25 protein-coding genes are annotated in these 23,685 nt (G+C 60.3%); 15 read left to right on the top strand and 10 right to left on the bottom strand.

Annotated elements, in window-relative coordinates; genetic code table 11:
- Positions 1 to 196 precede the first annotated feature (196 nt).
- Together ligD and ku are read right to left on the bottom strand one after the other, a co-directional pair.
- Positions 197 to 2,896, bottom strand: a complete 2,700-nt coding sequence (ligD, locus tag CAK95_RS22230) for a DNA ligase D (RefSeq protein ID WP_183044169.1) — start codon at positions 2,894 to 2,896, stop codon at positions 197 to 199.
- A 12-nt stretch (positions 2,897 to 2,908) separates the two neighbouring features.
- On the bottom strand, positions 2,909 to 3,820 hold the full coding sequence (ku, locus tag CAK95_RS22225; RefSeq protein ID WP_086089904.1) for a non-homologous end joining protein Ku: 912 nt from the start codon (positions 3,818 to 3,820) through the stop codon (positions 2,909 to 2,911).
- 371 nt (positions 3,821 to 4,191) lie between these two features.
- On the opposite strand from ku, the gene CAK95_RS22220 reads away from it, so the two are divergent.
- The 3 genes from CAK95_RS22220 (at position 4,192) to uvrA (ending at position 9,175) form a co-directional block, all read left to right on the top strand.
- A complete protein-coding gene (locus CAK95_RS22220) occupies positions 4,192 to 4,965 on the top strand; it encodes an outer membrane protein (RefSeq protein ID WP_157699700.1) in 774 nt (257 codons plus the stop codon).
- 223 nt (positions 4,966 to 5,188) lie between these two features.
- Positions 5,189 to 5,983 (top strand): outer membrane protein, encoded by a 795-nt coding sequence (locus CAK95_RS22215; protein WP_198343753.1) that lies wholly within the window; start codon positions 5,189 to 5,191, stop codon positions 5,981 to 5,983.
- A gap of 240 nt (positions 5,984 to 6,223) precedes the next feature.
- A complete protein-coding gene (gene uvrA, locus CAK95_RS22210; protein ID WP_086089901.1) occupies positions 6,224 to 9,175 on the top strand; it encodes an excinuclease ABC subunit UvrA in 2,952 nt (983 codons plus the stop codon).
- Between the two features lie 70 nt (positions 9,176 to 9,245).
- Here uvrA and CAK95_RS22205 read toward each other — a convergent pair whose 3' ends face one another.
- The 3 genes from CAK95_RS22205 to CAK95_RS22195 all read right to left on the bottom strand — a co-directional run bounded on the left by CAK95_RS22205 (position 9,246) and on the right by CAK95_RS22195 (position 12,293).
- A complete protein-coding gene (locus tag CAK95_RS22205) occupies positions 9,246 to 10,112 on the bottom strand; it encodes a hypothetical protein (RefSeq protein WP_086089900.1) in 867 nt (288 codons plus the stop codon).
- Between the two features lie 144 nt (positions 10,113 to 10,256).
- Positions 10,257 to 10,883, bottom strand: coding sequence for a hypothetical protein (locus CAK95_RS22200; protein ID WP_086089899.1), 627 nt, complete (start codon positions 10,881 to 10,883; stop codon positions 10,257 to 10,259).
- 669 nt (positions 10,884 to 11,552) lie between these two features.
- Positions 11,553 to 12,293 carry a nucleoside deaminase gene (locus CAK95_RS22195; protein ID WP_198343752.1) on the bottom strand — a complete coding sequence of 247 codons (741 nt, stop codon included), beginning with the start codon at positions 12,291 to 12,293 and terminating at the stop codon, positions 11,553 to 11,555.
- Between the two features lie 754 nt (positions 12,294 to 13,047).
- On the opposite strand from CAK95_RS22195, the gene CAK95_RS22190 reads away from it, so the two are divergent.
- Positions 13,048 to 13,395, top strand: coding sequence for a hypothetical protein (locus CAK95_RS22190; protein WP_086089898.1), 348 nt, complete (start codon positions 13,048 to 13,050; stop codon positions 13,393 to 13,395).
- A gap of 25 nt (positions 13,396 to 13,420) precedes the next feature.
- Here CAK95_RS22190 and CAK95_RS22185 read toward each other — a convergent pair whose 3' ends face one another.
- Both CAK95_RS22185 and CAK95_RS22180 read right to left on the bottom strand, forming a co-directional pair.
- Positions 13,421 to 13,999 (bottom strand): NAD(P)H-dependent oxidoreductase, encoded by a 579-nt coding sequence (locus tag CAK95_RS22185; protein ID WP_086089897.1) that lies wholly within the window; start codon positions 13,997 to 13,999, stop codon positions 13,421 to 13,423.
- A gap of 115 nt (positions 14,000 to 14,114) precedes the next feature.
- Positions 14,115 to 14,513, bottom strand: coding sequence for a hypothetical protein (locus CAK95_RS22180; RefSeq protein WP_086089896.1), 399 nt, complete (start codon positions 14,511 to 14,513; stop codon positions 14,115 to 14,117).
- A 7-nt stretch (positions 14,514 to 14,520) separates the two neighbouring features.
- Between CAK95_RS22180 and CAK95_RS22175 the strand changes: the two genes are divergently transcribed.
- The 8 genes from CAK95_RS22175 to CAK95_RS22140 all read left to right on the top strand — a co-directional run bounded on the left by CAK95_RS22175 (position 14,521) and on the right by CAK95_RS22140 (position 20,429).
- Entirely contained in the window at positions 14,521 to 14,703 is a 183-nt protein-coding gene (locus tag CAK95_RS22175; protein ID WP_086089895.1) for a hypothetical protein, read from the top strand.
- Positions 14,704 to 14,872: 169 nt separating this feature from the next.
- The gene (locus CAK95_RS22170) at positions 14,873 to 16,006 is read left to right on the top strand and encodes a fatty acid desaturase (protein WP_086089894.1); all 1,134 of its coding nucleotides are present in this window, start codon (positions 14,873 to 14,875) and stop codon (positions 16,004 to 16,006) included.
- A gap of 149 nt (positions 16,007 to 16,155) precedes the next feature.
- The gene (locus CAK95_RS22165) at positions 16,156 to 16,950 is read left to right on the top strand and encodes a potassium channel family protein (RefSeq protein WP_183044168.1); all 795 of its coding nucleotides are present in this window, start codon (positions 16,156 to 16,158) and stop codon (positions 16,948 to 16,950) included.
- Positions 16,951 to 17,009: 59 nt separating this feature from the next.
- Positions 17,010 to 17,612 carry an HXXEE domain-containing protein gene (locus tag CAK95_RS22160; RefSeq protein ID WP_086089893.1) on the top strand — a complete coding sequence of 201 codons (603 nt, stop codon included), beginning with the start codon at positions 17,010 to 17,012 and terminating at the stop codon, positions 17,610 to 17,612.
- 115 nt (positions 17,613 to 17,727) lie between these two features.
- Positions 17,728 to 18,003, top strand: coding sequence for a GNAT family N-acetyltransferase (locus CAK95_RS22155; protein WP_086089892.1), 276 nt, complete (start codon positions 17,728 to 17,730; stop codon positions 18,001 to 18,003).
- A 6-nt stretch (positions 18,004 to 18,009) separates the two neighbouring features.
- Positions 18,010 to 18,675 carry an HAD hydrolase-like protein gene (locus CAK95_RS22150; RefSeq protein ID WP_086089891.1) on the top strand — a complete coding sequence of 222 codons (666 nt, stop codon included), beginning with the start codon at positions 18,010 to 18,012 and terminating at the stop codon, positions 18,673 to 18,675.
- Positions 18,676 to 18,716: 41 nt separating this feature from the next.
- Positions 18,717 to 19,574, top strand: coding sequence for an SDR family oxidoreductase (locus tag CAK95_RS22145; protein WP_086089890.1), 858 nt, complete (start codon positions 18,717 to 18,719; stop codon positions 19,572 to 19,574).
- 27 nt (positions 19,575 to 19,601) lie between these two features.
- Positions 19,602 to 20,429 (top strand): DoxX family protein, encoded by an 828-nt coding sequence (locus tag CAK95_RS22140; protein ID WP_086089889.1) that lies wholly within the window; start codon positions 19,602 to 19,604, stop codon positions 20,427 to 20,429.
- Positions 20,430 to 20,444: 15 nt separating this feature from the next.
- Here CAK95_RS22140 and CAK95_RS22135 read toward each other — a convergent pair whose 3' ends face one another.
- The gene (locus CAK95_RS22135; protein ID WP_086089888.1) at positions 20,445 to 20,969 is read right to left on the bottom strand and encodes a hypothetical protein; all 525 of its coding nucleotides are present in this window, start codon (positions 20,967 to 20,969) and stop codon (positions 20,445 to 20,447) included.
- Here CAK95_RS22135 and CAK95_RS29350 point away from each other — a divergent pair.
- From CAK95_RS29350 to CAK95_RS22130, 3 genes are all read left to right on the top strand, one after another.
- A complete protein-coding gene (locus tag CAK95_RS29350) occupies positions 20,953 to 21,390 on the top strand; it encodes a hypothetical protein (protein ID WP_147413500.1) in 438 nt (145 codons plus the stop codon). The two genes, CAK95_RS22135 and CAK95_RS29350, sit on opposite strands and share 17 nt — an antisense overlap.
- 158 nt (positions 21,391 to 21,548) lie before the next feature.
- On the top strand, positions 21,549 to 21,899 hold the full coding sequence (locus CAK95_RS29345; protein WP_183044226.1) for a hypothetical protein: 351 nt from the start codon (positions 21,549 to 21,551) through the stop codon (positions 21,897 to 21,899).
- The gene (locus CAK95_RS22130; RefSeq protein ID WP_425349630.1) at positions 21,803 to 22,144 is read left to right on the top strand and encodes a DUF2218 domain-containing protein; all 342 of its coding nucleotides are present in this window, start codon (positions 21,803 to 21,805) and stop codon (positions 22,142 to 22,144) included. The genes CAK95_RS29345 and CAK95_RS22130 overlap by 97 nt, the downstream gene beginning before the upstream one ends.
- A gap of 52 nt (positions 22,145 to 22,196) precedes the next feature.
- On the opposite strand, the gene CAK95_RS22125 is transcribed toward CAK95_RS22130, so the two are convergent.
- Together CAK95_RS22125 and CAK95_RS22120 are read right to left on the bottom strand one after the other, a co-directional pair.
- On the bottom strand, positions 22,197 to 22,436 hold the full coding sequence (locus tag CAK95_RS22125) for a hypothetical protein (protein ID WP_086089887.1): 240 nt from the start codon (positions 22,434 to 22,436) through the stop codon (positions 22,197 to 22,199).
- Positions 22,437 to 22,538: 102 nt separating this feature from the next.
- Positions 22,539 to 23,621: an Ntn hydrolase family protein gene (locus CAK95_RS22120; protein ID WP_086089886.1), complete on the bottom strand. Its 1,083-nt coding sequence runs from the start codon at positions 23,619 to 23,621 to the stop codon at positions 22,539 to 22,541.
- Positions 23,622 to 23,685 lie beyond the last annotated feature (64 nt).

The following is a 23,685-nucleotide window of genomic DNA, read 5'->3' as shown; positions in this document are numbered from 1 at the left end:
ACTCTCCCGTTCAAACCGGCGCAATCCCGCACCCTAGTGCGTCGCGTCCGCCGCCGCTTGCCGCAGCAAGCCTTTTCCACAAGTGGTCGCGCACAAGGCCGGTTCAACACCATACCGTCAACAAAGTTCTCTTTTTGTTCTAGCAGCAAAAATACCGCTGCGCAACTCAAAGGCCTCCGGCATCGCGCGCTCGGCCCTACATCCTCGGCAGCGGCTGCCTGAGCTTGAAGTAGCCCGGCCAGGGATCGCTGCGGCCCAAAAACTTTGCCGCCTCGCCCACCGCCACCGGATGCGCATTGTCGAGCCGGGCCAGCTTCTGCCACGACACCGGCATCGCGACATAGGCACCTGGCCGCGCCCGCGTCGAGAACGGGCAGATCGCCGTCGCGCCGCGCTGGTTGCGCAGATAATCGACGAAGATCTTTCCCTTGCGCTTGGCCTTCGACATGTTGGCGACGAAACGGTCGGGATGCTCCTCCGCCATCACCCGCGCCAGCGCTTCGGCGAATTCGCGATGCTCGTCCCAGCTATGGCCGGGCTTGAGCGGTGCGACCACATGCACGCCCTTCCCGCCCGTCACCATCGGGAAGGATTCAAGACCGAGATCCTTCAGCCGGGCGCGCATCTCCTTCGCCGCTTCCCTGACATGTATGAAGTCGAGCCCCTCGTCGGGATCGAAATCGAAGATCAGCCGGTCCGGCTTCTCGACATCGTCGACATGGCAGCACCACAGATGCAGTTCCAGCACGCCCACCTGCACCGCGGCGATGAGCCCGCGCTCGTCCTCGATATAGAGATATTTGTCGGTGCCCGATTTCTCGCGAATGCTGATCGACTTGAACTCGCCGGGAAAGCCATCCGAGGCATGCTTCTGATAGAAGCACGATCCGCCGCTGCCACTCGGACAGCGCACGAGGCTGATCGGCCGGTCAACAATATGCGGCAGCATCGCATCGGCAATCGACAGATAATGATCGATCAACTCGCGCTTGGTGACGTCCTGGGCCGCGAACAGCACCTTATCGGGATGGGTGACGCGGACGCCTTCGATTTGCTCTGCACCGTCGCTGGCGGACGAACGGACAGGCTTGCGCGGGGCCGCCGCCTTCCGCCGCGCGCTGCTCGCTTTCGGCGCAGACTTGCTTGCCGCCTTCTTTGCGGATGTCGCAGCAGCCTTGGCCACCTTGCGTGTCGGCATCGGCGTCTCCTTCACGATCTCTTTTGCGGGCTTGTCGCTGCGCAATCCCTTGAACGACGCCTGCCGGACGAGGCCATCGCGCGTCCAGCCGCGAAAGGCGATTTCGGCGACGAGCTGCGGTTCGATGAACTTCGCGCGCCGCGCGATGTCCGGCGGCACATCCTTCACCGGCGGCGTCTTGCGCGCCAGCGCCTTGAACTGCTTCGACAGGCTTTCGAGTCCTGCCCCCGAATAGCCGCTGCCGACGCGCCCGGCATACCGATAATGATCGCCCTCGCGCACCGCCAGCAGCAAGGATGAGAATGGCCGTCCTGCCTTGGTCGATGGCCGCCAGCCGATGATGACGAATTCCTGCTCGAAACCGCATTTGCTTTTCAGCCAGCTCCGCGTGCGGCCCGAACGATACGGCGCACCGGCCTCTTTCGAGATCAGGCCTTCCAGCTTGAGCTTGCTCGCTTGCGCAAAGGTTTCTTCGCCATGACCGACCACGTGGTCGGAATAGATCAGCGGTCCCTTGCCGGCCGAGGATGACAAAAGATCGCGCAGTATGTCCTTGCGCTCGATCAACGGACGCTGGCGCAAATCCTTCCCATCGAGAAGCAACAGATCGAAGAGATAATAGGCCATGCGGCCCGCCCCTTCGCTCAGCGCATTCTGCAGCGCCCCGAAATCGGTACGGCCCTCCGCATCAGCAACGGCGATCTCGCCGTCCAGCAATGCGCTCTCGCAGGGAAGCTTCAGCAAGGCCGGGACCAGCGACCGGAATTTGTCGGTCCAATTCAGCGCGTTGCGCGTCCAGATCGCGACCTTGTCGCCGGCAACCGCCGCGACCGCGCGATAGCCGTCATATTTGATTTCGTGCAGCCAGTTATTTCCGCTTGGCGGGGCCTCGACCAGTGTTGCGAGCTGCGGCGCTATGAAGGCCGGCAGTCTTGCGATTGACGTTTTGCCTACGCTTGATGTTTTGCTTGGCGGCTTTTCGCTTGACTGACTTAAGGACTTTTTTTTTGAGCCGCTGGCGCTTTTCGTTCTCGCCGGTCCCGCAATGATCTCTTCGACTTCCGAAGACCCACGTGAAGACCCGCGCCCGTTTCCCCGGTTCGATTGCCAGACCGTCTTGCCGGCGGCGATCTCATCCATTGCCCGGCCGGATTTCACGCTCGACGTCTCGCGCTCGACCGTCAGCTTGCCGGTCTTGCGCTCGTATTCGTCATGCTCCTTGATCAGCAGCCAATTGTCCTTGTCTTTGGGGCTGCGCCGGCGAAGTTTCACCAGCGCCCAGTTTCCCTTCAGCCGTTTGCCATACAATGTGAAGCCAAGCTTGCCCTTCTTCAGCGAGGCATCGACATCGTCTTCATGCGGCTCCCAGGTGCCGGTGTCCCACAGCATCACCGTGCCGCCGCCATATTGTCCTTCGGGAATCGTGCCTTCGAAATCGCCATATTCGATCGGATGATCCTCGACATGCACCGCAAGACGCTTGTCGTCGGGATTCTCGCTCGGTCCTTTCGGCACCGCCCAGCTCAGCAGCGTGCCGTTCCATTCCAGCCGGAAATCGTAATGCAGGCGTGATGCGTCATGCTTCTGGATCAGGTAGCGCAAACCGGTCGACTTGCGTTTGCCGACGACGCCCTTCGGCTCGGCCGTTAGCTTGAAGTCCCGCTTGGCGTGATAGTCGCGAAGGCTGCCGCGCGGCATGATGTGGTCCTGTTATGCCGCCCTGCGCCGGCCTGAGGTCTTGCGCGCGGATTTCTTGGCCGGCTTGCCTGTGGATTTGGTCTTGCGCGCAGCCTTGCGTGTGCCGCCAGATTCAGACTTCTCCGCCTTGGTTGTCTCGGCGCTGCCACCTCTGACACTGCGTTTCAAGGCATCCATGAGATTGATGACATTGGATGCCGGCGGCGCTTCCTCGATCTCGCGCGGCGGACGGTTTTCCTGCTTCGCCTTGATCAGTTCGCGCAGCGCAACCGTGTAGGTGTCCTTGAATTTCTCCGGATGGAATTCACCGGACTTCTTGTCGATCAATTCTTCCGCAAGATCGATCAGATCGGCGTCGACTTTCTTCGCCGGCACATCCTCGAACACCGTGTCCGCCTTCTTCACTTCGTCGGCGTAGCGCAGTGTCTCCATCAACAGGCCCTTGCCGAATGGCTTGATCGCAACGATCGAGCCCTGCCCGCGCACGACGATCTGGCCAAGCCCGATCTTGTTTGTTTTCTTCAGCGCATCGCGCAGGACGATATAGGCCTCTTCGGCATCTTCGTCTTCCTCGGATGGCAGGATATAGAACGGCTTCTCGAAATAGATCTGTTCGATCGCGTCGGCATCGACGAATTGCACGAGATCGATCGACTTCTTCGCTTCCAGTTTCACATCGGCGATTTCTTCGTCGGAGAGCAGCACATATTTGCCCTTCTCGACCTCATAACCTTTGACGATTTCATCAGTATCGACCGGACCGATGCCGGGCACGACCTTCTCGTAGCGGATGCGTTTTCCGCTCGGCTCGTGGATCTGATGAAAGGAAATTCGGCTTGACGTCTTGGTGGCCGACACCACTTCCACAGGGATTGAAACCAACGCCAATCGAATACGGCCGGACCAATACGCACGCGTGGCCATGGAGAACCCTTTTCCGAATCTACCCCGCCAACTGTCTTGAACGACTCGGAACAAACAAAGTTCCGCACAGCGCTCATAGAAGAAATAACTTCGCCATAAATTTTGCTTCGAAATTTCTGGAACGTAGTACCGCTCAGTTGTTGTCAACCCCTATCAACGCACCATCTTTGCAATTTGATGAGAATGTTGCAGAAAAGTCCTAGCGAGAAAACGCGTGATTGTTATTGTAACAACCTAGGCGATTGGCTGAACGTCGCTCAATTGCAACACAGTCGAATTTCGCTCTTTTGAGCTGAAACTAAATCGAAATGTTGTCGTTGATGCCGCGTTCGTTTTCTGACGTTGCGCTCGCAACATTGGGGGGTTTGAATATGCGGCTTCTCGTTTCAACAACCGTCGTCGCGGCGGCGCTCAGCTTCGGCGCGGCACAAGCTGCCGACATGGCTCGGCCGGTGTACAAGGCACCGCCGGCTCCGCCGCCGGTAACGATTTACAACTGGTCGGGTCTCTATATCGGCGGTCAGGTCGGCGGCGCATTCATGGATGCCGATTGGGCAACCGATGCGACGATCAACGGCCTCTTCATCAACAACACCCACAGCAAAGATAACTGGATCGCCGGTGGTCAGGTTGGCTGGCGCGGGCAATGGGGCAACTGGGTTCTCGGTGTCGAAGGCATGTGGTCCGGTACGGACCTGCAGATCACCGAAGCGTCGGTCGCGCTTGCCAATCTCGGCTTCCCGGATCGCTTCCGCACCACCGACATCGACCAGCTGTATTCAGTAACCGGTCAGATCGGTTATGCCTGGGATCGCTGGCTCGCTTACGCCAAGGGTGGCTGGGCCGGCGCCAGTGTCGAACTCTCCACGCTGAATGCGACGAACGGCGTCACCTCCTCCGTCTCTGGCAATGCCAGCGGCTGGACGGTTGGCGGCGGCGTTGAATATGCCTTCGCGCCGAACTGGAGCTTCGCGGTCGAATACAATTACTACGACCTGACGATGGGCGATAAGCTCACCACTCAAACCAATGGCTCCCCCGCCAGCTACATCGACTTCGATACGCAGATCCACACCATCATGGGCCGCCTGAACTACACCTTCAATTGGGGCAAGACCCCGGCCCCGGTGATGGCGAAATACTGATCCCCCGAGCGTTCATCCAACGATCAAAGGGCCGGCTTCACGCCGGCCCTTTTGTTTTGGCAGTGAGTCGGCGGCAAAAAAACACCTACACTGTCAAGCAACAAAATTTGCTCGAGCAAACAGAGGTTACGTTTTTTAATGAGCGTTGCTGAAACATCACGCTACTCCCACGGAATACATGTATATTGGCTGCACCAAGAGTTTTATGCCGACGGGGGACACCATGTGGCAAACTCGATTGGGAATCACAGCACTCATTGGTTACGCACTCTGTATGCCGGTCAGCGCGGCGGACTTGCGTCCCGCCTATAAGGCTCCTCCACCCGCGCCCGTTATTTACAACTGGACCGGTTTCTATATCGGCGGCTTCGCAGGTGGCGCTTGGGGCGGTGACGCAAACAGTACCGACCTGGATGGTTACAATGTTGCCGGTTCGTCCTGGTCGCATGGGCTGGATTCCAGCTTCATTGGCGGCGGCACGATCGGCTGGAATTGGCAGGCTGTCGGTTCGCCATGGGTTTGGGGCATCGAGGGCGAATTTGGCTACATCAAGCTGGATGGCCTGGCGGCCGATCCCTTGAGCCCGGCCCTGGATACGCTTTCGAGCGCCAGGGTGGGCGAATGGTACGGCTTCGCCGGTGGCCGGCTTGGCTATGCTTGGGATCGCGTCATGCTCTATGCCAAGGGCGGCGCGGCATTCGTCAATCTCAATCGGGCAACGTTCGACAACTGCTCGACTGGCGGCTGCGGCGGCGGTCTCATCAACGCAACGAACAACGAGACGCTCACGACCTGGGCCGTCGGCGGCGGCATTGAATGGGCTTGGCTCAACAACTGGAGCGTAAAAATCGAGTATCTGTTTATCGACCTGAAAGACGCCGATGTTTGCGGCACGTCAGGCGGTGCCACCTTCTGCTGGCGCCATGAACTCGACTCGGTCCACACGCTCAAAGCTGGACTGAATTACAAGTTCGACTGGGGCAAGACGCCGGTCTCGCCGGTTGTCGCACGATACTGATCCGCCTCGCAGCGGCACGACATTGCCAAAGGGCCGGCTTCACGCCGGCCCTTTTGTTTTTGACATGATCCCGGCCAGCCGGCGCCGCCCACTTGTCCCCAGATGGCAGCAGTGCGTCGGCGGGCACTAGCGCATTGCCGCCGTTCTTACTATGTTCGCATCTGTCCGCCCGCCTGCCTTCCGCGCGCCGGACCTCCGCCGCCCTGAATTAATGACCTCCAGGCCCGAAGATCCGGCTGCATGAACGACCTTTTCGACAAGAGCGCCAAATCCAAATCCTCTTTGGCCGCCGACCGCCGGTTCATTTCGATCCGCGGGGCGCGCGAGCACAATCTCAAGAATGTCGATGTCGACCTGCCGCGCGATTCGCTGGTGGTGTTCACCGGCCTGTCCGGCTCCGGCAAATCCTCGCTCGCATTCGACACGATCTATGCGGAAGGGCAGCGCCGCTACGTCGAGTCGCTGTCGGCCTATGCCCGGCAGTTCCTGGAGATGATGCAGAAGCCGGATGTCGACCAGATCGACGGCCTCTCGCCGGCCATCTCGATCGAGCAGAAGACCACCTCGAAGAACCCGCGTTCGACCGTCGGCACCGTCACCGAGATCTACGACTACATGCGCCTCCTCTGGGCGCGGGTCGGCGTGCCCTACTCGCCCGCCACCGGCCTGCCGATCGAAAGCCAGACGGTGTCGCAGATGGTCGATCGCGTGTTGGCGCTGCCAGAGGGCACCCGCCTCTACATCCTGGCGCCGGTCGTGCGCGACCGGAAGGGCGAATACAAGAAAGAGATCGCTGACTGGATGAAGCGCGGCTTCCAGCGGCTGAAGATCGACGGCCAATATTACGAGATCGCCAACGCGCCGGTGCTCGACAAGAAGTTCAAGCACAATATCGACGTGGTGGTGGACCGCATCGTGGTGCGATCCGACATCAAGCAGCGGCTCGCCGAAAGCTTCGAGACCGCGTTGCATCTCGCCGAAGGCATGGCGGTGGCGGAATTCGCCGATGGCGCCGCCGTCGAAGGCAAGCGGCTGAAGGGCGCGCATGCCGAAGAGCGTATGCTGTTCTCGGAGAAATTCGCCTGCCCGGTCTCCGGCTTCACCATTGCCGAAATCGAGCCACGTTTGTTTTCGTTCAACAATCCGTTCGGCGCCTGCCCGAAATGCGGCGGCCTCGGCGTCGAGCAGCATATCGATGCCGACCTCGTCATCCCCGACAAGGACGCAACGCTCCGCAAGGGCGCGATCGCGCCATGGGCGAAATCATCGTCACCCTATTACGTGCAGACACTGGAAGCGCTCGGCAAGCATTACAAGTTCACGCTCGACACCAAGTGGAAGGCGCTGGCCAAGAAGACTCAAGACGCGATCCTCTATGGCTCGGGCGACGACGAGATCAAGTTCACCTATGACGACGGCATGCGGTCCTACAACACCAAAAAGCCGTTCGAGGGCGTCATCACCAATCTGGAACGGCGCTTCCGCGAAACCGAAAGCGAATGGGCGCGTGAGGAGCTCGGCAAGTATTTCACCGACGTGCCGTGCGATGCCTGCAACGGCTATCGCCTGAAGCCGGAAGCGTTGTGCGTGAAGATCGGCGGCTTGCATATCGGCCAGGTCTCCGAGATGAGCATCAAGCGCGCGGCGGAATGGTTCAACGACATTCCCAAGCAACTGAACAAGCAGCAGACCGAAATCGCCGTCCGCATCCTGAAGGAGATCCGCGACCGCCTGCGCTTCCTGGTCGATGTCGGCCTCGAATATCTGACGCTCGCCAGAGCCTCCGGCACGCTCTCCGGCGGCGAAAGCCAGCGCATTCGTCTGGCTTCGCAGATCGGCTCGGGCCTCACCGGCGTTCTTTATGTGCTGGACGAGCCGAGTATCGGCCTGCATCAGCGCGACAATGCGCGCCTCCTTGAAACGCTGAAACGCCTGCGCGATCTCGGCAACACCGTGATCGTGGTCGAGCATGACGAGGACGCGATCCGCCTCGCCGATTATGTGCTCGATATCGGCCCCGGCGCCGGCCGGCATGGCGGCCGCATCGTCGCGCAGGGCACGCCGGATCAGATCATGAGCGACAAGCACTCGATCACCGGCAAATATCTGATCGGCGAATACGGCATTCCCGTTCCAGAGCGCCGCGCGCCGACGAAGCATCGCGCGCTCAAGGTCGTCAATGCGCGCGGCAACAACCTGAAAAACGTCACCGCCGAAATCCCGCTCGGCCTGTTCACCGCCGTCACCGGCGTCTCGGGCGGCGGCAAGTCGACCTTCCTGGTCGACACGCTCTACAAGTCGATCGCCCGCAAGCTGAACGGCGCGAGCGATGCCCCCGCCCCGCACGACAAGATCGAGGGCCTCGAACACATCGACAAGATCATCGACATCGACCAGTCGCCGATCGGCCGCACGCCGCGCTCGAACCCGGCGACCTATACCGGCGCCTTCACGCCGATCCGCGAATGGTTCGCCGGCCTCCCCGAAGCCAAAGCGCGCGGCTACGAGCCCGGCCGCTTCTCCTTCAACGTCAAGGGCGGCCGCTGCGAGGCCTGCCAGGGCGACGGCGTCATCAAGATCGAGATGCACTTCCTGCCCGACGTCTACGTCACCTGCGAGACCTGCAAGGGCAAGCGCTACAATCGCGAGACGCTCGACGTCACCTTCAAGAACAAGTCGATTGCCGACATTCTCGACATGACGGTCGATGAAGGCGCCGACTTCTTCAAGGCGGTGCCGAAGATCCGCGATATCCTGACCACGCTGCAGCGCGTCGGCCTCGGCTATATCCACATCGGCCAGCAGGCGACCACGCTGTCCGGCGGCGAGGCGCAGCGCATCAAGCTCGCCAAGGAATTGAGTAAGCGCGCCACCGGCCGCACGCTCTATATTCTCGACGAGCCGACCACCGGCCTGCATTTCCATGACGTGGCGAAGCTGCTCGACGTGCTGCACGAGCTGGTCGAGACCGGCAATTCGGTCGTGGTGATCGAGCACAATCTCGAAGTCATCAAGACCGCGGACTGGATCATCGATCTCGGCCCCGAAGGTGGCGACGGCGGCGGCGAGATCGTGGCGGCCGGCACGCCCGAAGACGTGGTGAAGGAAAAGCGCAGCTATACCGGGCAGTATCTCAAGCCGGTGCTGGCCAAGGGTGGCCCGAAGAGAAGGAAAGTTGAGGCGGCGGAGTGAGCGCTTTTGGTCGCATGGCTGATACCGAACTGGAAAAACTTATTTCCCCTCATGCGACCCCATCGGTATTTCACGATTTTTCCGCAAGACCGAATTGCGAAATTAGCTCCTGCAAACCGAACATTCGTATTTGGATCGGGTCTTCTTCTCGAGAATAATTTTGTAATTTCGAACGCAGCTCGGATAGTCGCCCTGTATTTCCGTCTATCACAATTGCCAGCAGAGATTTTGCACCCACGATCCCCTCTCTCTGCAATGCGACTTCCGCTGATTGAAGAAAGCTTCTCGCGTCTCGAATACGACGAAATACTTCTGCGTATCGATCAGAGAATATCTTAACCTCGACAATTACTACGCTCCCGTCCGGAGTGTATATAAGCCCGTCGATGTGCACACCTGACACAACCACTTCTCGTCTGATCGATCCTCCAAACTCTGATTGCAGCGCCTGAAAGACGAGACTTTCAGCGAGAAAAGCCTTACTTAACTGCTGCGAGCGCGCGACGCCCTTTGCGAAGATTATCCCTTCGACTTTTTCCTCCGGCGTCTTCCTGATTTCTAATGATGTTGCTGCCTGCTCCGGCGATGAATCTGACTTCTCAATAGGAGAATCACTCGCCAATTCCGCTTCTAGCCGCTTACCCACTTCCTCAGACGGAGCGTTACGACCGGCATCCAAAAAGCTTTTGTCGCTCCGGAAGTCTGATGGGCCATAGAGCTTCGTGTGATGTTGCGAGACTAACCAAGTGAACACCGTCAAAACGACAACGGGAAATCCAACTATGAAGATGACAAGCACGGTTTGATTTTGCGTTGTCAAGTTTTCTACTGATGTTCCGAGCAATAGCGCACTCATTCCGTATATAAGCGAGATAAATAGCGCAATTATCGCCAGCGGGTTTCTCGCCGACCATGAGTGCAATTTGAATTCGGCCATAGTTTAGCTTTTTCGTAAGGCTGCAAGAAGCCCGCGGCTGAAATAAATTCGCTAGCAAGCGCAGCTCAGATGAACTGAAATTAAAACCAGACTGCGCACAGTCGCCTGGCGTAACGCCCGGAGACTTTCGTTGCATGCGGGCGACTACGCTGCGGCTTTCTTGACCTGTTCCTTCCGCGCCTCGAAGAAGCTGTCGATCCAGCCGAATTCCGAGTCGAGAAGAAGATCCATGGCGAGTTCGTCCAACTGCGGACTCAGAACCTCGCGTTTACGAAGGTCGAGGATGCCGACCTTGCAATCAGCGAAGTCGCCGACCGCCAGGTGCTTTTCCATCATGCGCTTGCCGAGCGAGACCGCGCTCCTCGAGAGCGTAGCGTCCTTCGCATAGAAGAGCTGCAGGAGCCAGCGCTCGCCGCTGATGACGCAACCAAACGCGGGCTGCAGCTTCACGGTGATGTGTCCCTTCGGCGATGCGACCGTCGTTGCCGGGGCGGCGAAAAAGCTGGCGCCGCCGCTCTTCGTGATCCACTTGCCAAGCTGCTTGAAGGCATTGACGTTATACTTCTGCTCCGACACCCGAGGAATGGCTTTAATACTGTCCAAACATTCCTCGAAGCTCTCGCCGCCGATCGTATGCGCATACGCAGCGTCATGCAGCGAGTGGTAGAAATTGTAGCCGCCAGGTTTTAAGTAACGGCTATATTCTGTGACTTTCTGTGGCGAACTCTTTCCCAAGATTTTGAGGAAGGTCGGCAGAGCAATCGTTGGCATCCTCGCCTCCGATCACTTGCAGACGGGCGAAAGGCCCGACCAGTTGGAACAATCGTCACACTCCGTCGTCATCGTATCACTCCTGTGATTTGCGACGTATGTGCGCTAGACTTTTCTCCGGCTCTTGATACAAACCGACTCGTCAACTGAGAAGATTCTAGCGAACATAAGCCTTGTTTGCTGATTCCAGATCGCCATTGCCGTGGTCGATCCGAATCACTTCTCCCACTTTGGGAAGCCGCAGCTGATTCGGCAACTCCGATGTGTTGCTGCTTCCCAGTTATCCCCGTATCGCATTGGCAAAAGACGTGGATGGCCGGGTCAAGCCCGGCCATGACAGTGACAAGCATCGTCGGGACAAGCCCGCCATGACAGTGACGTGCTCGGCCGGGTCAGGTCCCGCGATGACAGCGGCTTCCGTCCACGCGCGCCCTTTCAAAAAATCTTGTCCCCCTCGTCTCGCACGGCCGTAATCTTGCCCTCGCCGATCCCGCGTGAGGGACGCAAAACCGGTTGCTCCGGCTTGCGTGGGATCGCCGGGACAGGGCTGGCGCACTCACGCGAGCCGATCCTGTTTCGGCTGATGTCGCGAAAGCGATGTCAGGTGTGGCGCCCGCGTCCGGCTTCGCAAGCCCGCCGGGGCTGATGCAGGCGATTAATACGGCGCCATCAATACGGATGCCGGTCCGTCTTGTTCATCCACGCCGCATACGCTTTCAGGCCGGTGTCGCGTTCGAAATTTTCGGTCACCGCGATACGCCGGTCCGCCCACGGCTTGGCGAAATCCTCGTACTGGAAGGCGTCGTCGAAGCCGATGGCGCTGGTGTCCTTCAGGCTGGCGGCGAAATAGACATGGTCGATGCGCGACCAGTAGATCGCGCTCATGCACATCGGGCACGGCGCGCCGTTGATATAGATCTCGCAGCCGCTCAGCATTTTCGCGCGCTCCGGCACCGGGTCGGGCGAGCCGGCAGGACGCGGGATCATCTCCAGGATGGTGCCGGCGCCGTAGTCGCTGCCGAGCAGCGCCTTCGGGTTGAGCCGCGCCGACGCATCCATGATCGCGGTGATCTCGGCGTGATAGACCGGAATGCCGGTGAGCAGCACGCGGTTCTGGCCGCGGCCGATGATCTCGCCGTCCTTCACGATCACCGCGCCGAATGGTCCGCCCCAGCCTTTCTCAACCGACTCGATGGCGAGCCGCGTCGCCTCCTCCATGAAGGCGCGCTTGCCGGCCGGCAGCTTGTCCGCGGTGACGCCGACGCCGGATGTCTGCGCCTGCAGCGCCGATGTCGTGGCCACGGTGACGGCGGCGGCCGCCGCCGCGCCGAAGAACGCGCGCCGTCCGGCATCCGGCAAGTGGCTCGGCACGTGATCGCATGTTGAGTGACCGCACTGGCATTGGGTCATGGCGCTTCCCTTGGTTTTTATTCTGACCGCGGGATTGAAGCCTCCAAAGGTTAAAACAAAGGGCTCATTCCGTTCGACGGTGGATTCAGGCCGGCGGATCGGCGCTGCCAATCGGGCCGGCGATCGCACAAAAAAAACTTATCCCCGCCCTGCCGGATCTGGATTATAGTCCTAGCCGCCGATCCCGCGTGAGGGACGCAAAAACCGGTTGCTCCGGCTTGCGTGGGATCGCCGAGACGGGGCTGGCGCGCTCGCGCGAGCCGATCCTGTTTCGGCTGATGTCGCAAACGCGACGTCAGGTGTGGCGCCCGCGTCCGGCCTCGCAAGCCGGCCCCGGGCGGCGCCGGGGCTCCGCCCGAGGCCACTAAGAGCCTCTGCCGGGAGCCGGCTGACACGCGGTTCGTTTCGATACGAACCGCGCGCGAAGCGCGGCCCGGCGCCGCATAAACGTCACGACGGAGCGCCGGGAGGCGCCCGCGTTGTCGCAAGGCAGCGCGGCTCAACTGAAGGACAGGTGCGCCGCCCGGTGCTCCGTCCCCTCGCCCTTTGCGTGCCACGCGAAGGGATGCGTGCAAGGCGCCCCCGCGCCTCAAACAACAGGGGCGATGACGCACGCCTTGCTGATCCCGGCTTTCACATCTTGCTCCGCTCATTCCCGCGAGGGCGGGAATCCAGAAAGCCACAAGCGATCAAGTTGCTCAAACCCCTGGGTCCCCGCCTCCGCGGGGACGAGCGGACAATCAGGGAGACTTCAATGTCACGTTCAAAACGATCCACCCCGCGGACCAAACGCCGCCTCACACTGCACACCGCCGCGCGACGGCTTTCCGACCTCTATTGTCTCTGGCGCTTTTGCGGAACGCGGGCCTGCCGTCGCCGAAAGGCCTGCAAAGGCGATCCGCGCACCTGCATGCCCGCCTTGTCGCTGGTGCCGCCGGAGGCGCTGGCCTTCCTGGAGGGCTTCGACGAAGGCCAGGCCGAGGGCCTCACCTTCGACGAGATGATGGCGCGCAACGAAGACGAATGGGCGGCGCTGGAAGCATGGCACAAGCGTGTGATGTCAAAGGCGACGGAGAGCGACATCGGGCCGGATGCGCCATGACGGGGACGCGGCGATGCCGCTGCGCTCACGCGCCGGCCTTGCCCAGCGCCTCGACCTCTTTCAGCCACCGCTCCCGCTTTTCGTGCGAGACGTCGGCGACCATGCCGAACAGCGTCTCGCGCACCGGCTTCACGCCGATGAAATGCAGGATGTTGTTGCGGAACAGCTTCAGCGCATGCGGCCAGTACCAGAGGCGATACACCATCACCGGCATGCCCATGGTCATGATCAGGCGGGCGGATTTGTTCTCGAAGATCCGCCAGTTCATCGCGCTCTCGGTGTCGCGCCGCAGGATCAGATCGGGCTGCAGGATACGCTCGAGAAAAGCCTTCAGGATCGCCGGCATGTCGCCGAGCCAGAGCGGAAAGACGATCACCCAATGACTGCTGGCGGCGAGCCAATCATAGGCTGTGCGCAGGTCGGGCTCGAGCGGCTGCTCAAAGCGATAGCCCCCGCGCAGGATCGGGTCGAAGCTCATGTGCGCCAGCGCGAACAGCTTGGCCTCATGCCCCGCAGCCCTGGCACCGCGTTCATAGGCTTCCGCCAGCGCCTCGCAAAAGGTCTGCTCCTGCGGATGTCCGACAATGATCGCGATCTTTGCCATGCATAATCCTAGCATGGCGGACGACGGGGCCGCTTGAGATATCGCAAATCAACAACGGGCGCGCTTTGACGCAGCCCGGCCTATCACCATCGCCCCTTCTGTCTTTGCGGTGCGGTCAGTGCGGCTTTTCGCGCTCGCGATAACGCCGGGCCTCCTCGGCCATATCATGCGACTGGTCCTTGTCGCGCGTCATGCGAAAAGCCCGCTCAGCCACCTCCCGCTGCGTTTCCTCGGCCGCCCCCATCAGCGTGCGGGCGGCGGAGCCGAGCGCATCGGATGCACCCCTGCTGATCACGTCGCGCGCGGCCGCGGCGGCGCTGATCGCGGCTTCCTTCATCAGCGTGCCGCCATCGGCCAGTGCCTGCCCGGCTTTCTGGCCGCTCTCGGTCCGCGACGCGGCCAGCACGGCTGCGGCGGCACCGGCCGCAGCCACCAGCGCCTCGGCCATGATCACGCGGCTGGTCTGCGAATTCATCACGTCCCTGACCCAGCCGGGCGGCGTGAAATCGAACATCCCGCTTATGCCCATCGGGCCGGCCTTGCTGCTGGCGCGCCGCGAGGTCGCGCGCTTGGCGCCGGCGCGTCCGGCAGAGGCCCTGCGCGTCGTCCTGCGTTTCGCGGTTTTCTTCGTCGTTGCTCTGGCCGTTGTCCTTTTGGCAGCCTTCTTTGCCTTTGCCATGATGCGTGTCCCCTTTGGACGTTGAGAGCGCACGTAGATGCGCCGTGTGAGTGCCCGCCATGTCAATGCCCGCATGACAACCGGCAAAAGACATCCCGGTTCCGCACCCATTCAGGGAGAACATATTTATGCCTTTTGGTTCGGCTTCGTGCTAATCGAACCTCGAAAGACCGACACCAAGCGCGGGCGGCGCAATGCCGGTGCCAGGCACCGGCCGAAACGGAATTGCCTTGATTCATCTCAACGGACCGAAGACGACCGGTACGCCGGTCGCCACCGCAGACGCGATTGCCCGCAACTGTGTGACCGAAGATCCCGCCACCCCCGACGTGACCGATGCCCGCAACTGGACCCGCATCCTCAATCGCTATCGCGAGCCAAGCCGTATCCGCAGCGTGATCGAACTTGCGATCACCTTTCTGCCGCTCGTGGCCTTGTGGTTCGTGATGTGGGCAGCAGTGACATTCGTCGGCTATTGGCTCGCACTGCTGATCGCCGTGCCGGCCGCCGGCTTTCTGGTGCGGCTGTTCATGATCCAGCACGATTGCGGCCATGGCGCCTTCTTTCCGCACAAGCAGGCGAATGACTGGATCGGCCGCGTCATCGGCGTTCTCACCATGACGCCTTATGACTTCTGGCGCCGCAGCCACTCCCTCCATCACGCCACGTCCGGCAATCTCGACCGCCGCGGCATCGGCGACATCGACACCCTCACCGTGCGCGAATATCTCGGCCGCTCGCGGTTCGGCCGTCTGCAATACCGTCTCTACCGGCACCCGTTGGTGATGTTCGGTATCGGGCCGGCTTATCTGTTCCTCCTGCAACACCGCCTGCCGGTCGGCATGATGCGTGGCGGCTGGCTGCCCTGGGTCAGCACCATGGCCACCAATGCGGCGATGGCGCTGATTGCCGGCACGCTGATCTGGTTCATCGGCCTTAAGGCCTTTCTGCTGGTGCATGTGCCGATCATGCTGATCGCGGCCTCGCTCGGCGTCTGGCTGTTCTATGTCCAGCATCAGTTCGAGCAGACGTCGTGGAACCGCAATGCGAACTGGGATCTGCATAACGCAGCCCTGCATGGTTCGTCACATTACGATCTGCCGCCTGTGCTGCGCTGGTTCACCGCCAATATCGGCATCCATCACATTCATCATCTGTGCAGCCGCATTCCCTATTACCGGCTGCCGCGTGTGCTCCGCGATCACCCCGAGCTCGGCAAGATCGGCCGCCTGACCTTGCTGCAGAGTCTTGGCTGCGTGCGGCTGACATTGTGGGATGAGGATCGCCGGCAACTGGTCTCGTTCCACGAGGCGCGGGCGGCTGGTTAACGGCGATGGAACCACACGGGGTGAGGGTAAAGAAACTAATCCCCCTCGGCTGATCTGCGCTTATGATCCGGATATCGGATCGCGGCCGTTGTACGGAACACCATTAAGGGTCGCAGCGTCGTAGCAGTGGTTTCGAGCCCCCGTACAAGATGAGTGCAGCCCCCGCATCCCCCGTCGCCGGCTTCCGCAATCGGCTGAAAACGCTCTATGAAGGTCATTCCGCCGAGGCGCATCGCTTCCGCTATGGTCTCCTCGTCTTCGACATCGTCACGCTGATCTTCATTGTCGCCACCTCGTTCGGCGCACGCGAGAACTGGGTCGAGGTGCTTGATGTCATCTTCGGCGTTCTGATCCTCGCCGATTTCTGCGCGCGATTGTTCATCAGCAACCGGCCGTTGCGCGACCTTCTGCATCCTGTCACCTGGGCCGATGCAGCGTCGATCGTATCGTTTCTGGCTCCACTGGCTGGCGAACCGGTGGGCTTCTTGCGGGTGCTGCGCACCTTGCGCCTCTTGCACAGCTATCAATTGCTGGCGCGGCTTCGCGCCGACTTCCCCTACTTCCGCCGGAACGAGGAGGTCTTTCTCGCGGTCGCCAATTTCGCGGTGTTCCTGTTCGTGACGACCGGCTTCGTCTACGAGACGCAGCACCTCATCAATCCAGGCATCACCAATTACGCCGATGCGCTCTATTTCACTGTCACCGCGCTGACGACCACCGGTTTCGGCGACATCACGCTGCAGGGCACCACCGGCCGGCTGATCTCAGTCGCGATCATGATCTTCGGCGTGACCTTATTCTTCAATCTCGCCCGCGCTCTCCTGCGGCCGCGCAAGGTACGGTTCGAATGCCCCGATTGCGGATTGCTGATGCACGACCCGGACGCAGTTCATTGCAAGGCTTGCGGCAAGATGCTGAAGATTCCGAATGAGGATCAGGATTAGTGCTACAATATTACTAGAAATAGAGTCGCGTGCGTCCCATCCTTAAAGGATCACCCTGCATGCATCCGCTCTCTTACACATCGGCGAACTGGCAGAAGTGGCTTCCGGCACTGGCTGCGATCGGCGCCGTCTTATGGCTCATCCTGTTCCGCAGCGATCCCACCAGCGAACGGGCGCTGTTCGCCGCCCTGCTCGTCATCTACATGGTACACCAGACCGAGGAGCATCTGTGGCCGGGGGGCTTCCGCCAATTCGCCAATGCCCATGTCTTCAAAAGCGGCAATGACGACTGGCCAGTGGACGAAGGCGGCGTCGCGCTGATCAACATCGGTTATGTCTGGCTGCCGGTCGCTCTTGCCGCTTTGTTCCCTGGGCCGCTGCGGTGGATTGGCCTTGGCTGGGTTGGCGTGACGCTGATCAATGCTGTCATCCACATTGTCACCTCGATCCGCTTTCGCATTTACAATCCCGGCCTTATCACCTCGATCGTACTGTTCCTGCCATTTACGATTTGGGTGCTGACGCGTGAAGTTTCCGCGGGCACCCTGTCCGGGTTGCAGGTCGTCCTTGTGCTCGTCCTAGGCGTCGTGCTGCATATTCCCGTCGCGGCTTTGTTCGTCGTGCCGTTCCGCCGTGCGCGCGACAAGACGAGGTCCGCATAAAGCATATGATCCGTCCGCGCTCAGGGACTGAAAGGTCGGCCTTTATGCTCGTTCATGCGGTTTTGTGCTATCGAATCATCCTGAATTTCAGGGCTGATTGCTTAAGGGCCGATAAATGACAGACGCCGTTACCGACAATCCCGCCGAACATCGTTTCGAATTGAAGGCGGGCGATCATCTCGCGCTCGCCTATTACACGCTGGCGCCCGGCATCATCACCTTCACGCATACCGAAGTGCCGCACGAATTATCCGGCCAGGGCATCGGCTCAAGGCTCGCCCACGGTGCGCTGGAACAGGTGCGTGCGCGCGGCCTGAAGGTCATCCCGAAATGCCCGTTCATCTCGGCCTTCATCGCCAAGCATGCCGAATTCGCCGATCTCGTGGCTTAAGTCACATTGCCGAAATACAAGCTCGCCATTTTCGATCTCGACGGCACTTTGGCCGACAGCTTCCCGTGGTTTCTGCGGGTGGTGAACGATGTCGCACGCGAGTTTGACTTCAAGCCAATCGACGCGGGCGAGATCGATGCATTAAGACGCAAGGGTTCACGCGAGATTCTGAAATCTCTCGATGTTCCGCTCTGGAAACTGCCGATGATCGCCTCGCGCATGCGCGGTTTGAAGCGCTCGCATCTGCAAAACATACCGCTCTTTGCTGGCGTGCCGGCGATGCTGAAAGCCCTGAAAGAGGCAGGTACCCTATTGGCGCTGGTCTCGTCGGACAACGAAGCCAACGCCCGGCTGCAGCTTGGGCCGGATCATGCGCTGCTGTTCAACCATTTCGATTGTGGTGCCTCACTATTCGGCAAGGCTGCAAAATTCTCGCGGGTGATGAAGCGGGCGGGTGTTCCGCCACAACAGACGATTGCCATTGGCGATGAAGCACGGGACTGTGAGGCGGCACGCGCGGCCGGCATTGCCTTTGGCGCGGTGACTTGGGGCTATGCCGATCCCGATATTCTGCGGTCACTGAACCCGGATGAGATTTTCAGCACCGTTGATGACATTACGATCACGCTTGTGGGCAAGAAAAATAATCCTCGCGCAACGACTTTCGCCTAACATGGAGCTGTGCCGTGTCGTCGTTATCGTAAAGAGGCGCAATGTCCGCTCCATCCAAATCCGCCCCTGTCCTGATCACCGGCTGCTCCAGCGGTCTCGGCGAAGCCACCGCCCTGCTCTTTCGCGAAGCAGGTTTCCTCACCATCGCCACCGCCCGCGATCCATTGAAACTGAAAAGACTGGCCGCCGCCGGCTGCGAAACTTTGCCACTGGATGTCACCGACGAGATTTCGCAGCAGGCCGTCGTCCGGGATGTGACGCAGCGGCATGGCCCGGTCGGTGTGCTGATCAACAATGCAGGCTATGGCCAATACGGGCCGCTGGAGGAAGTGTCTCCGGAGCTCGTCCGTCGTGCGTTCGAAACGAATGTGTTTGGACTTCTGCGCATGTCGCAGCTCGTCATGCCAGGCATGCGACGGGCCGGTCGTGGACGCATCGTCAATATTTCATCGCTCGCAGGCCGCGTCACAGCCCAGGGCGGTGGCGTCTATCATATGACAAAATATGCCGTAGAGGCGCTGGCCGACGCTATGCGAGCGGAAGTCAAACCATTCGGCGTCGACCTGGTGAATGTATTGCCGGGCCCTTTCGTATCGCCCTACCGCGACAAGGTGATCGGCAACATCCCCGATATGGGGCCGGATTCACCCTACCGCATCTATAGCCGCAATGTCGGCGCCTACATGCTGCATTTCCTCGACCCAAAGACGTTCGGCACCATGCCGCTCGACAAGGTCGCGCGCGTGGTCTTCAAGGCCGGCACCACCCCCCGCCCCCGTACACGATACAATGTCGGCTTCTGGGCCCATTTCGGTCCGGTCGGACGCTATCTTGCCAGCGACCGCGTGGTCGATTGGTGGATGTCACGGAAAATCCCGCATGATGTCGAGCGCGAATAGCTGCTTTGAACCAGCGAGAAAACACACATGGATGCGAACGATACCGCCGAGCCTCGGCCGGCGCATATTTCTCCGCTGGTCACGGGCAGTCTCACTGCGATCGGTCTGATCGCAGCGATCTACGCCGCAGCAACTCTTCCTGCCGCAACGCTGCCACTGCAAGCCAAAGTGTTCATGTTGACTTGGCTCGCCTTGTCGGTCGCGATCACAATTCTGGTCATGCCTCGTTCCCCGGTCGCCGGATTTCTGGGCGGTCTGATGGCCATGCTGATCGGTTGGCGCATTGCCGGCCTGCATGGCGTTGCCATCGTGACATGGCCGCTGCTCGCAGCCTTCATCGCCTTCGTGCTCCAGTTCTTCGATTGTCTGCGCAAGGATCCTGCCCGCGGCGCAGCGGCATTCATGAGCGCGCCCGACTGGCACCTGACAATCATCCGTATCTATATCGGCTTTGACCTCGTGCCACATTGTACAGAGAAGCTGTTTGCCGGTCCCGGCCCGCGTCTCGACGATGTGAAAGCTTTCGCCGGCATGGGATTGCCCTATCCGGAATTCTTCGTTGTCCTTGGGGGGCTTTGCGAATTCGGCATCGTCATCGGTATGGGGCTCGGTTTGCTCACACGCCTCGCCGCGCCTTGCGCTGCGTTATACTTCTTCATTGCCACGGTCATCGGCGGGCATTTCCACAATGGCTTCATCTGGGCCAATGCCGGCGGCGGCTGGGAATACCCGCTGCTGATGATGGTTCTGTTTCTGACCTTCATGCCGCGCGGCGCAGGTCCGTTCTCGCTCGACGGCGTGATCGGCCGTGCCGGTCTGATGCCTAAGCGGTTGCGCATGTTGGCAACTGCTTAGGCTGAGAATGGAGGATCAACTTCCGTCGCGCTGCAGCCACCAGCCATCGTCGATGGGACGTTGCAGAAGAACCTTCGGCCGATCCGCCGCGGCCGCATCGAGATCGCCATCGATCACTTCGGCATGGCGCGATGCTTCACCGCGCACGAAGCTCTTGCCGAAACCGCCGACGGAAAGACCACTGGAATGGAACAGGAATTGCACCGAGCGGTGGCCGCGGCTGACGCTGATAATGGACGCTTCGCGCATCAGATCGCGGTAATCGGCGATGCGTTCCGGCGGCACATGGGCGCGCGTTGGATCGTCCGGATCGCTCCAGTTCATGCCGAGCCGGTTCAGCGCCGGATCGCTCCGCAGCATTTCGGTAATCTGATCCAGCGTCTTCCGATGCTTTTCCCAATGCGCAATCATCGCCTGATCTGTCGGCGTCGTCTGGCCTGGATCGACAATGGCAGCCGTCATCATGACAGGCACCGCGAAGGCCCCGGCAATCGCCAGCAGGGCCAGTCCAGCGAAAACGGCAATGGATCTTCTCTTCATGGCGCTGACGTGTGGCAAAGCAGTTCTGATTTGGCCGCGATATTTCAGATACCGCAAAACATGGCGGCCGACTATGTCGGCGCTTCGAGCCGCAGGGTCAATGCGTGGGAATGGGATTAAATCGGAAAAGCCGGATGACACCGCCGCGACGGGTGGCTGCGTCAGCGCAAAAGAGCTGCCCCTGGTCGTCCGTTATGCCTCGGTGCGTGAAGGCAATCAGTGGAAGCTCGACGATATCCGTGAATGCACGTTTGGCCAAAGCGCGCCGATACGAAGGCGCCGGCACAATAAAACGACAAATGTTTTATCTCCGCCGCCTTCGGCTTCGATACAATTTGAAACAAAAACGAACTTCACCTTTCATCGGCGGGGAATGCTTTATGGCTACTTAGCTGCTGTGATGGGAATGCAGCCTTTATGACCAATAAAAAATGGCAGCCGCCGCGTCCGCCGGTCCGGTACAACTCTTCATCCTCGCGAAATTCTGGAGTGCGCGGAAATCCTGCACCGCGTGGTTTGCCGGTACAGCCGGCGGTCCCCACCGCCCGGTCCTGGCGCAAGGAGCAACAACGCGGTGTCATGATCGCCGTTGCGGTGACTCTGATGCTGGGCGCGTTGCTGCTCGGATATGGCGTACAAGCCCAAATTGCCGGTGAAGCTGCACGGACGGCGCTCCGAGCCGAGCAAATTGCATTGGCGACAAAAGAAGAACTGAAGAAGGGCGCCCTCCTGTTCGTCCCGGTCTATGGCAACATCTGTCGCCAGCGCTGGATTGACAATGCGACCTGGACAATTCGGGATGGCGAGGATGTCATCTGCGACGAAGCGGCGAGTTGGACTGTCAACACGAAGCCGATGGACCAATCCGTCGCTCAACGGATGAGTGCCCTTCGCGGCGGCTTCCACGTCGGCGCCAAACCCGCGGATTAGAGCATTTGCAAATTTGCAAACACTGGAGTCACAAATTCGCGGTCGAATTCACGCCGGAGAGCGGGCGTGAACCTTTTTCGGACGATCGGCTGTGTGATTTCTCAGCGACGGATGACGCACTGACCATGCGCATTCGGGCCGGTGACGAAGCCACGCTGGAACGCACGCAGAATGTCGTGGTCGATCACCTGAAGCGCTTCGCCTTCCGCGAAGACTTCGGCGATATTCGTTGGACCAGACTCTGATACGAGGAAGGCGAACCCGGTCATCGCGGGCTCGCCTTGATACGTCTTAGGATCAGCCGCCCACTGCGTCAGAGACGCATTTTTTGACGTGGCTGGTCTTTGCGGCACCGGAGAGCTTCTTGTCAGCCGCGGACTTGTCGCACGCCGCCTGAGCATCCTTCTCGCATTTGGTCATGAAGCTGTTCAGCGCAGCACCGTGCAGCTTTTTATTGGAAGCCTCGAGTTTGCAGGCTGCAGCGTGAGCGCCGCTGGCCATGATGGTCAGTGCCGCAGCCAAGATAAGAGCCTTCATCCTTTCCTCCTGAAAATGGACGCACGACCGGACCGAATCCGGACGTTGCAGCCATTTTCAAGCGGTAGGTGCGGACTATGGCGGCGGAATGACGCAGCCCAGTCAGGCTGCGATCACGGCAGGCGCAATCACTTCTCGTATCTGCGTCACAGGTACGGCAAGACCTTTCTCCGGTGTTTCGTCGAGGCCCATCACCCGCATGATCCCGCGTGCCGGGCACATTTCCGCAGCCAGCCGGGTGTAGCGGTTGTGCACCGGCTCGACCAGCCATCCGAACGGCCCTTGCATTATGGATCCGTCGAAACCGTTGATCGCCTCGCTTCGACTACGGCTGTTGTCCGACGCTTCGTCGTAACCACAGGTCAGGAGAAGATCGCCGCCGATGCGGGCTTCCCAGGGATCGCGGCGAACGTGCCAGTCGTTGGCCGCAACGGTCATGGTGTTGCGTGTCTCGAAATCCTCTTCGGTTCGTTCGATGACGCATCGTTCGCCGGCTTTGACGCCGACCAGCGTGAAGATGACCGGGCGCGCCACAGGCGTGCGTTCGAGTGTGACCCGCGCGGTTTCGAAATCCGAACAGGTTTCAAACACCTGACGTAACAGCTGATCGGGCGGGATGTGACGGATGCGCCATGTCGACACAGCGTTGGCGGCAATGTCAACCGGCCGCAGCCATGGATGACGCGTGCGCCGCCAAAGTGGCGCCTGATTGATCGAAGCGGCGAACCGGCCAGGTGCCATCCCCGTCAATGTGCCAACGTAACCCGGCCAGGTGACGTTATAGAAATCACCGGCCGCTCCCCACTTATGGGCGATTTCGACATGGCGGCCGAGCCCCGGAAAAGGCCAGTCCAGCGTTCGCGCCAGCCAGGGCTCCCCCTCTTCGTCCCGCGCCATTGCGGTACAGCCCCATTGGTAGGAGCCATTGAGAAACCAGACACCGCTGAAACCAAGAAACGCGGCAATGCCTTCAATTTCAGGGACATAGGGCGACTGGGAGCGTGACAACCAACGGCGCGCCAGACGGTCCAGCGCCGGCAATGCGAGCGACGTCGCCGACGGAAAGAATGTGAGGCAGTCGTCGCGCAGCGCACGGGCCCGCGCCGCCCCTTCCTGTGCCTGACGCAATGGACCGCCAATACGGACATCGACAACCGGGATTTCCGGTAAGGAGGAAAGAGTCATCGTCTGAACTTTCTTTCGTTCCGGCAAACTCTATCAGGAGACCGCCAATCGTTGACCCAAAATT

Origin of the sequence: Pseudorhodoplanes sinuspersici (genome assembly GCF_002119765.1) — a bacterium.
Lineage (GTDB): Bacteria > Pseudomonadota > Alphaproteobacteria > Rhizobiales > Xanthobacteraceae > Pseudorhodoplanes > Pseudorhodoplanes sinuspersici.
The sequence above is the reverse complement of the archived record's forward strand: the minus strand, read 5'-3'. Positions and strand labels throughout refer to the sequence as shown.

Coding starts and splice junctions, on each gene's coding strand:
- ligD (WP_183044169.1), bottom strand. CDS start 2,896: ATGCCGCGCGGCAGCCTTCGCGACTATCACGCCAAGCGGGACTTCAAG.
- ku (WP_086089904.1), bottom strand. CDS start 3,820: ATGGCCACGCGTGCGTATTGGTCCGGCCGTATTCGATTGGCGTTGGTT.
- CAK95_RS22220 (WP_157699700.1), top strand. CDS start 4,192: ATGCGGCTTCTCGTTTCAACAACCGTCGTCGCGGCGGCGCTCAGCTTC.
- CAK95_RS22215 (WP_198343753.1), top strand. CDS start 5,189: ATGTGGCAAACTCGATTGGGAATCACAGCACTCATTGGTTACGCACTC.
- uvrA (WP_086089901.1), top strand. CDS start 6,224: ATGAACGACCTTTTCGACAAGAGCGCCAAATCCAAATCCTCTTTGGCC.
- CAK95_RS22205 (WP_086089900.1), bottom strand. CDS start 10,112: ATGGCCGAATTCAAATTGCACTCATGGTCGGCGAGAAACCCGCTGGCG.
- CAK95_RS22200 (WP_086089899.1), bottom strand. CDS start 10,883: ATGCCAACGATTGCTCTGCCGACCTTCCTCAAAATCTTGGGAAAGAGT.
- CAK95_RS22195 (WP_198343752.1), bottom strand. CDS start 12,293: ATGACCCAATGCCAGTGCGGTCACTCAACATGCGATCACGTGCCGAGC.
- CAK95_RS22190 (WP_086089898.1), top strand. CDS start 13,048: ATGTCACGTTCAAAACGATCCACCCCGCGGACCAAACGCCGCCTCACA.
- CAK95_RS22185 (WP_086089897.1), bottom strand. CDS start 13,999: ATGGCAAAGATCGCGATCATTGTCGGACATCCGCAGGAGCAGACCTTT.
- CAK95_RS22180 (WP_086089896.1), bottom strand. CDS start 14,513: ATGTTCGATTTCACGCCGCCCGGCTGGGTCAGGGACGTGATGAATTCG.
- CAK95_RS22175 (WP_086089895.1), top strand. CDS start 14,521: ATGCCCATCGGGCCGGCCTTGCTGCTGGCGCGCCGCGAGGTCGCGCGC.
- CAK95_RS22170 (WP_086089894.1), top strand. CDS start 14,873: ATGCCGGTGCCAGGCACCGGCCGAAACGGAATTGCCTTGATTCATCTC.
- CAK95_RS22165 (WP_183044168.1), top strand. CDS start 16,156: ATGAGTGCAGCCCCCGCATCCCCCGTCGCCGGCTTCCGCAATCGGCTG.
- CAK95_RS22160 (WP_086089893.1), top strand. CDS start 17,010: ATGCATCCGCTCTCTTACACATCGGCGAACTGGCAGAAGTGGCTTCCG.
- CAK95_RS22155 (WP_086089892.1), top strand. CDS start 17,728: ATGACAGACGCCGTTACCGACAATCCCGCCGAACATCGTTTCGAATTG.
- CAK95_RS22145 (WP_086089890.1), top strand. CDS start 18,717: ATGTCCGCTCCATCCAAATCCGCCCCTGTCCTGATCACCGGCTGCTCC.
- CAK95_RS22140 (WP_086089889.1), top strand. CDS start 19,602: ATGGATGCGAACGATACCGCCGAGCCTCGGCCGGCGCATATTTCTCCG.
- CAK95_RS29350 (WP_147413500.1), top strand. CDS start 20,953: ATGGATCTTCTCTTCATGGCGCTGACGTGTGGCAAAGCAGTTCTGATT.
- CAK95_RS22135 (WP_086089888.1), bottom strand. CDS start 20,969: ATGAAGAGAAGATCCATTGCCGTTTTCGCTGGACTGGCCCTGCTGGCG.
- CAK95_RS29345 (WP_183044226.1), top strand. CDS start 21,549: ATGATCGCCGTTGCGGTGACTCTGATGCTGGGCGCGTTGCTGCTCGGA.
- CAK95_RS22125 (WP_086089887.1), bottom strand. CDS start 22,436: ATGAAGGCTCTTATCTTGGCTGCGGCACTGACCATCATGGCCAGCGGC.
- CAK95_RS22120 (WP_086089886.1), bottom strand. CDS start 23,621: ATGACTCTTTCCTCCTTACCGGAAATCCCGGTTGTCGATGTCCGTATT.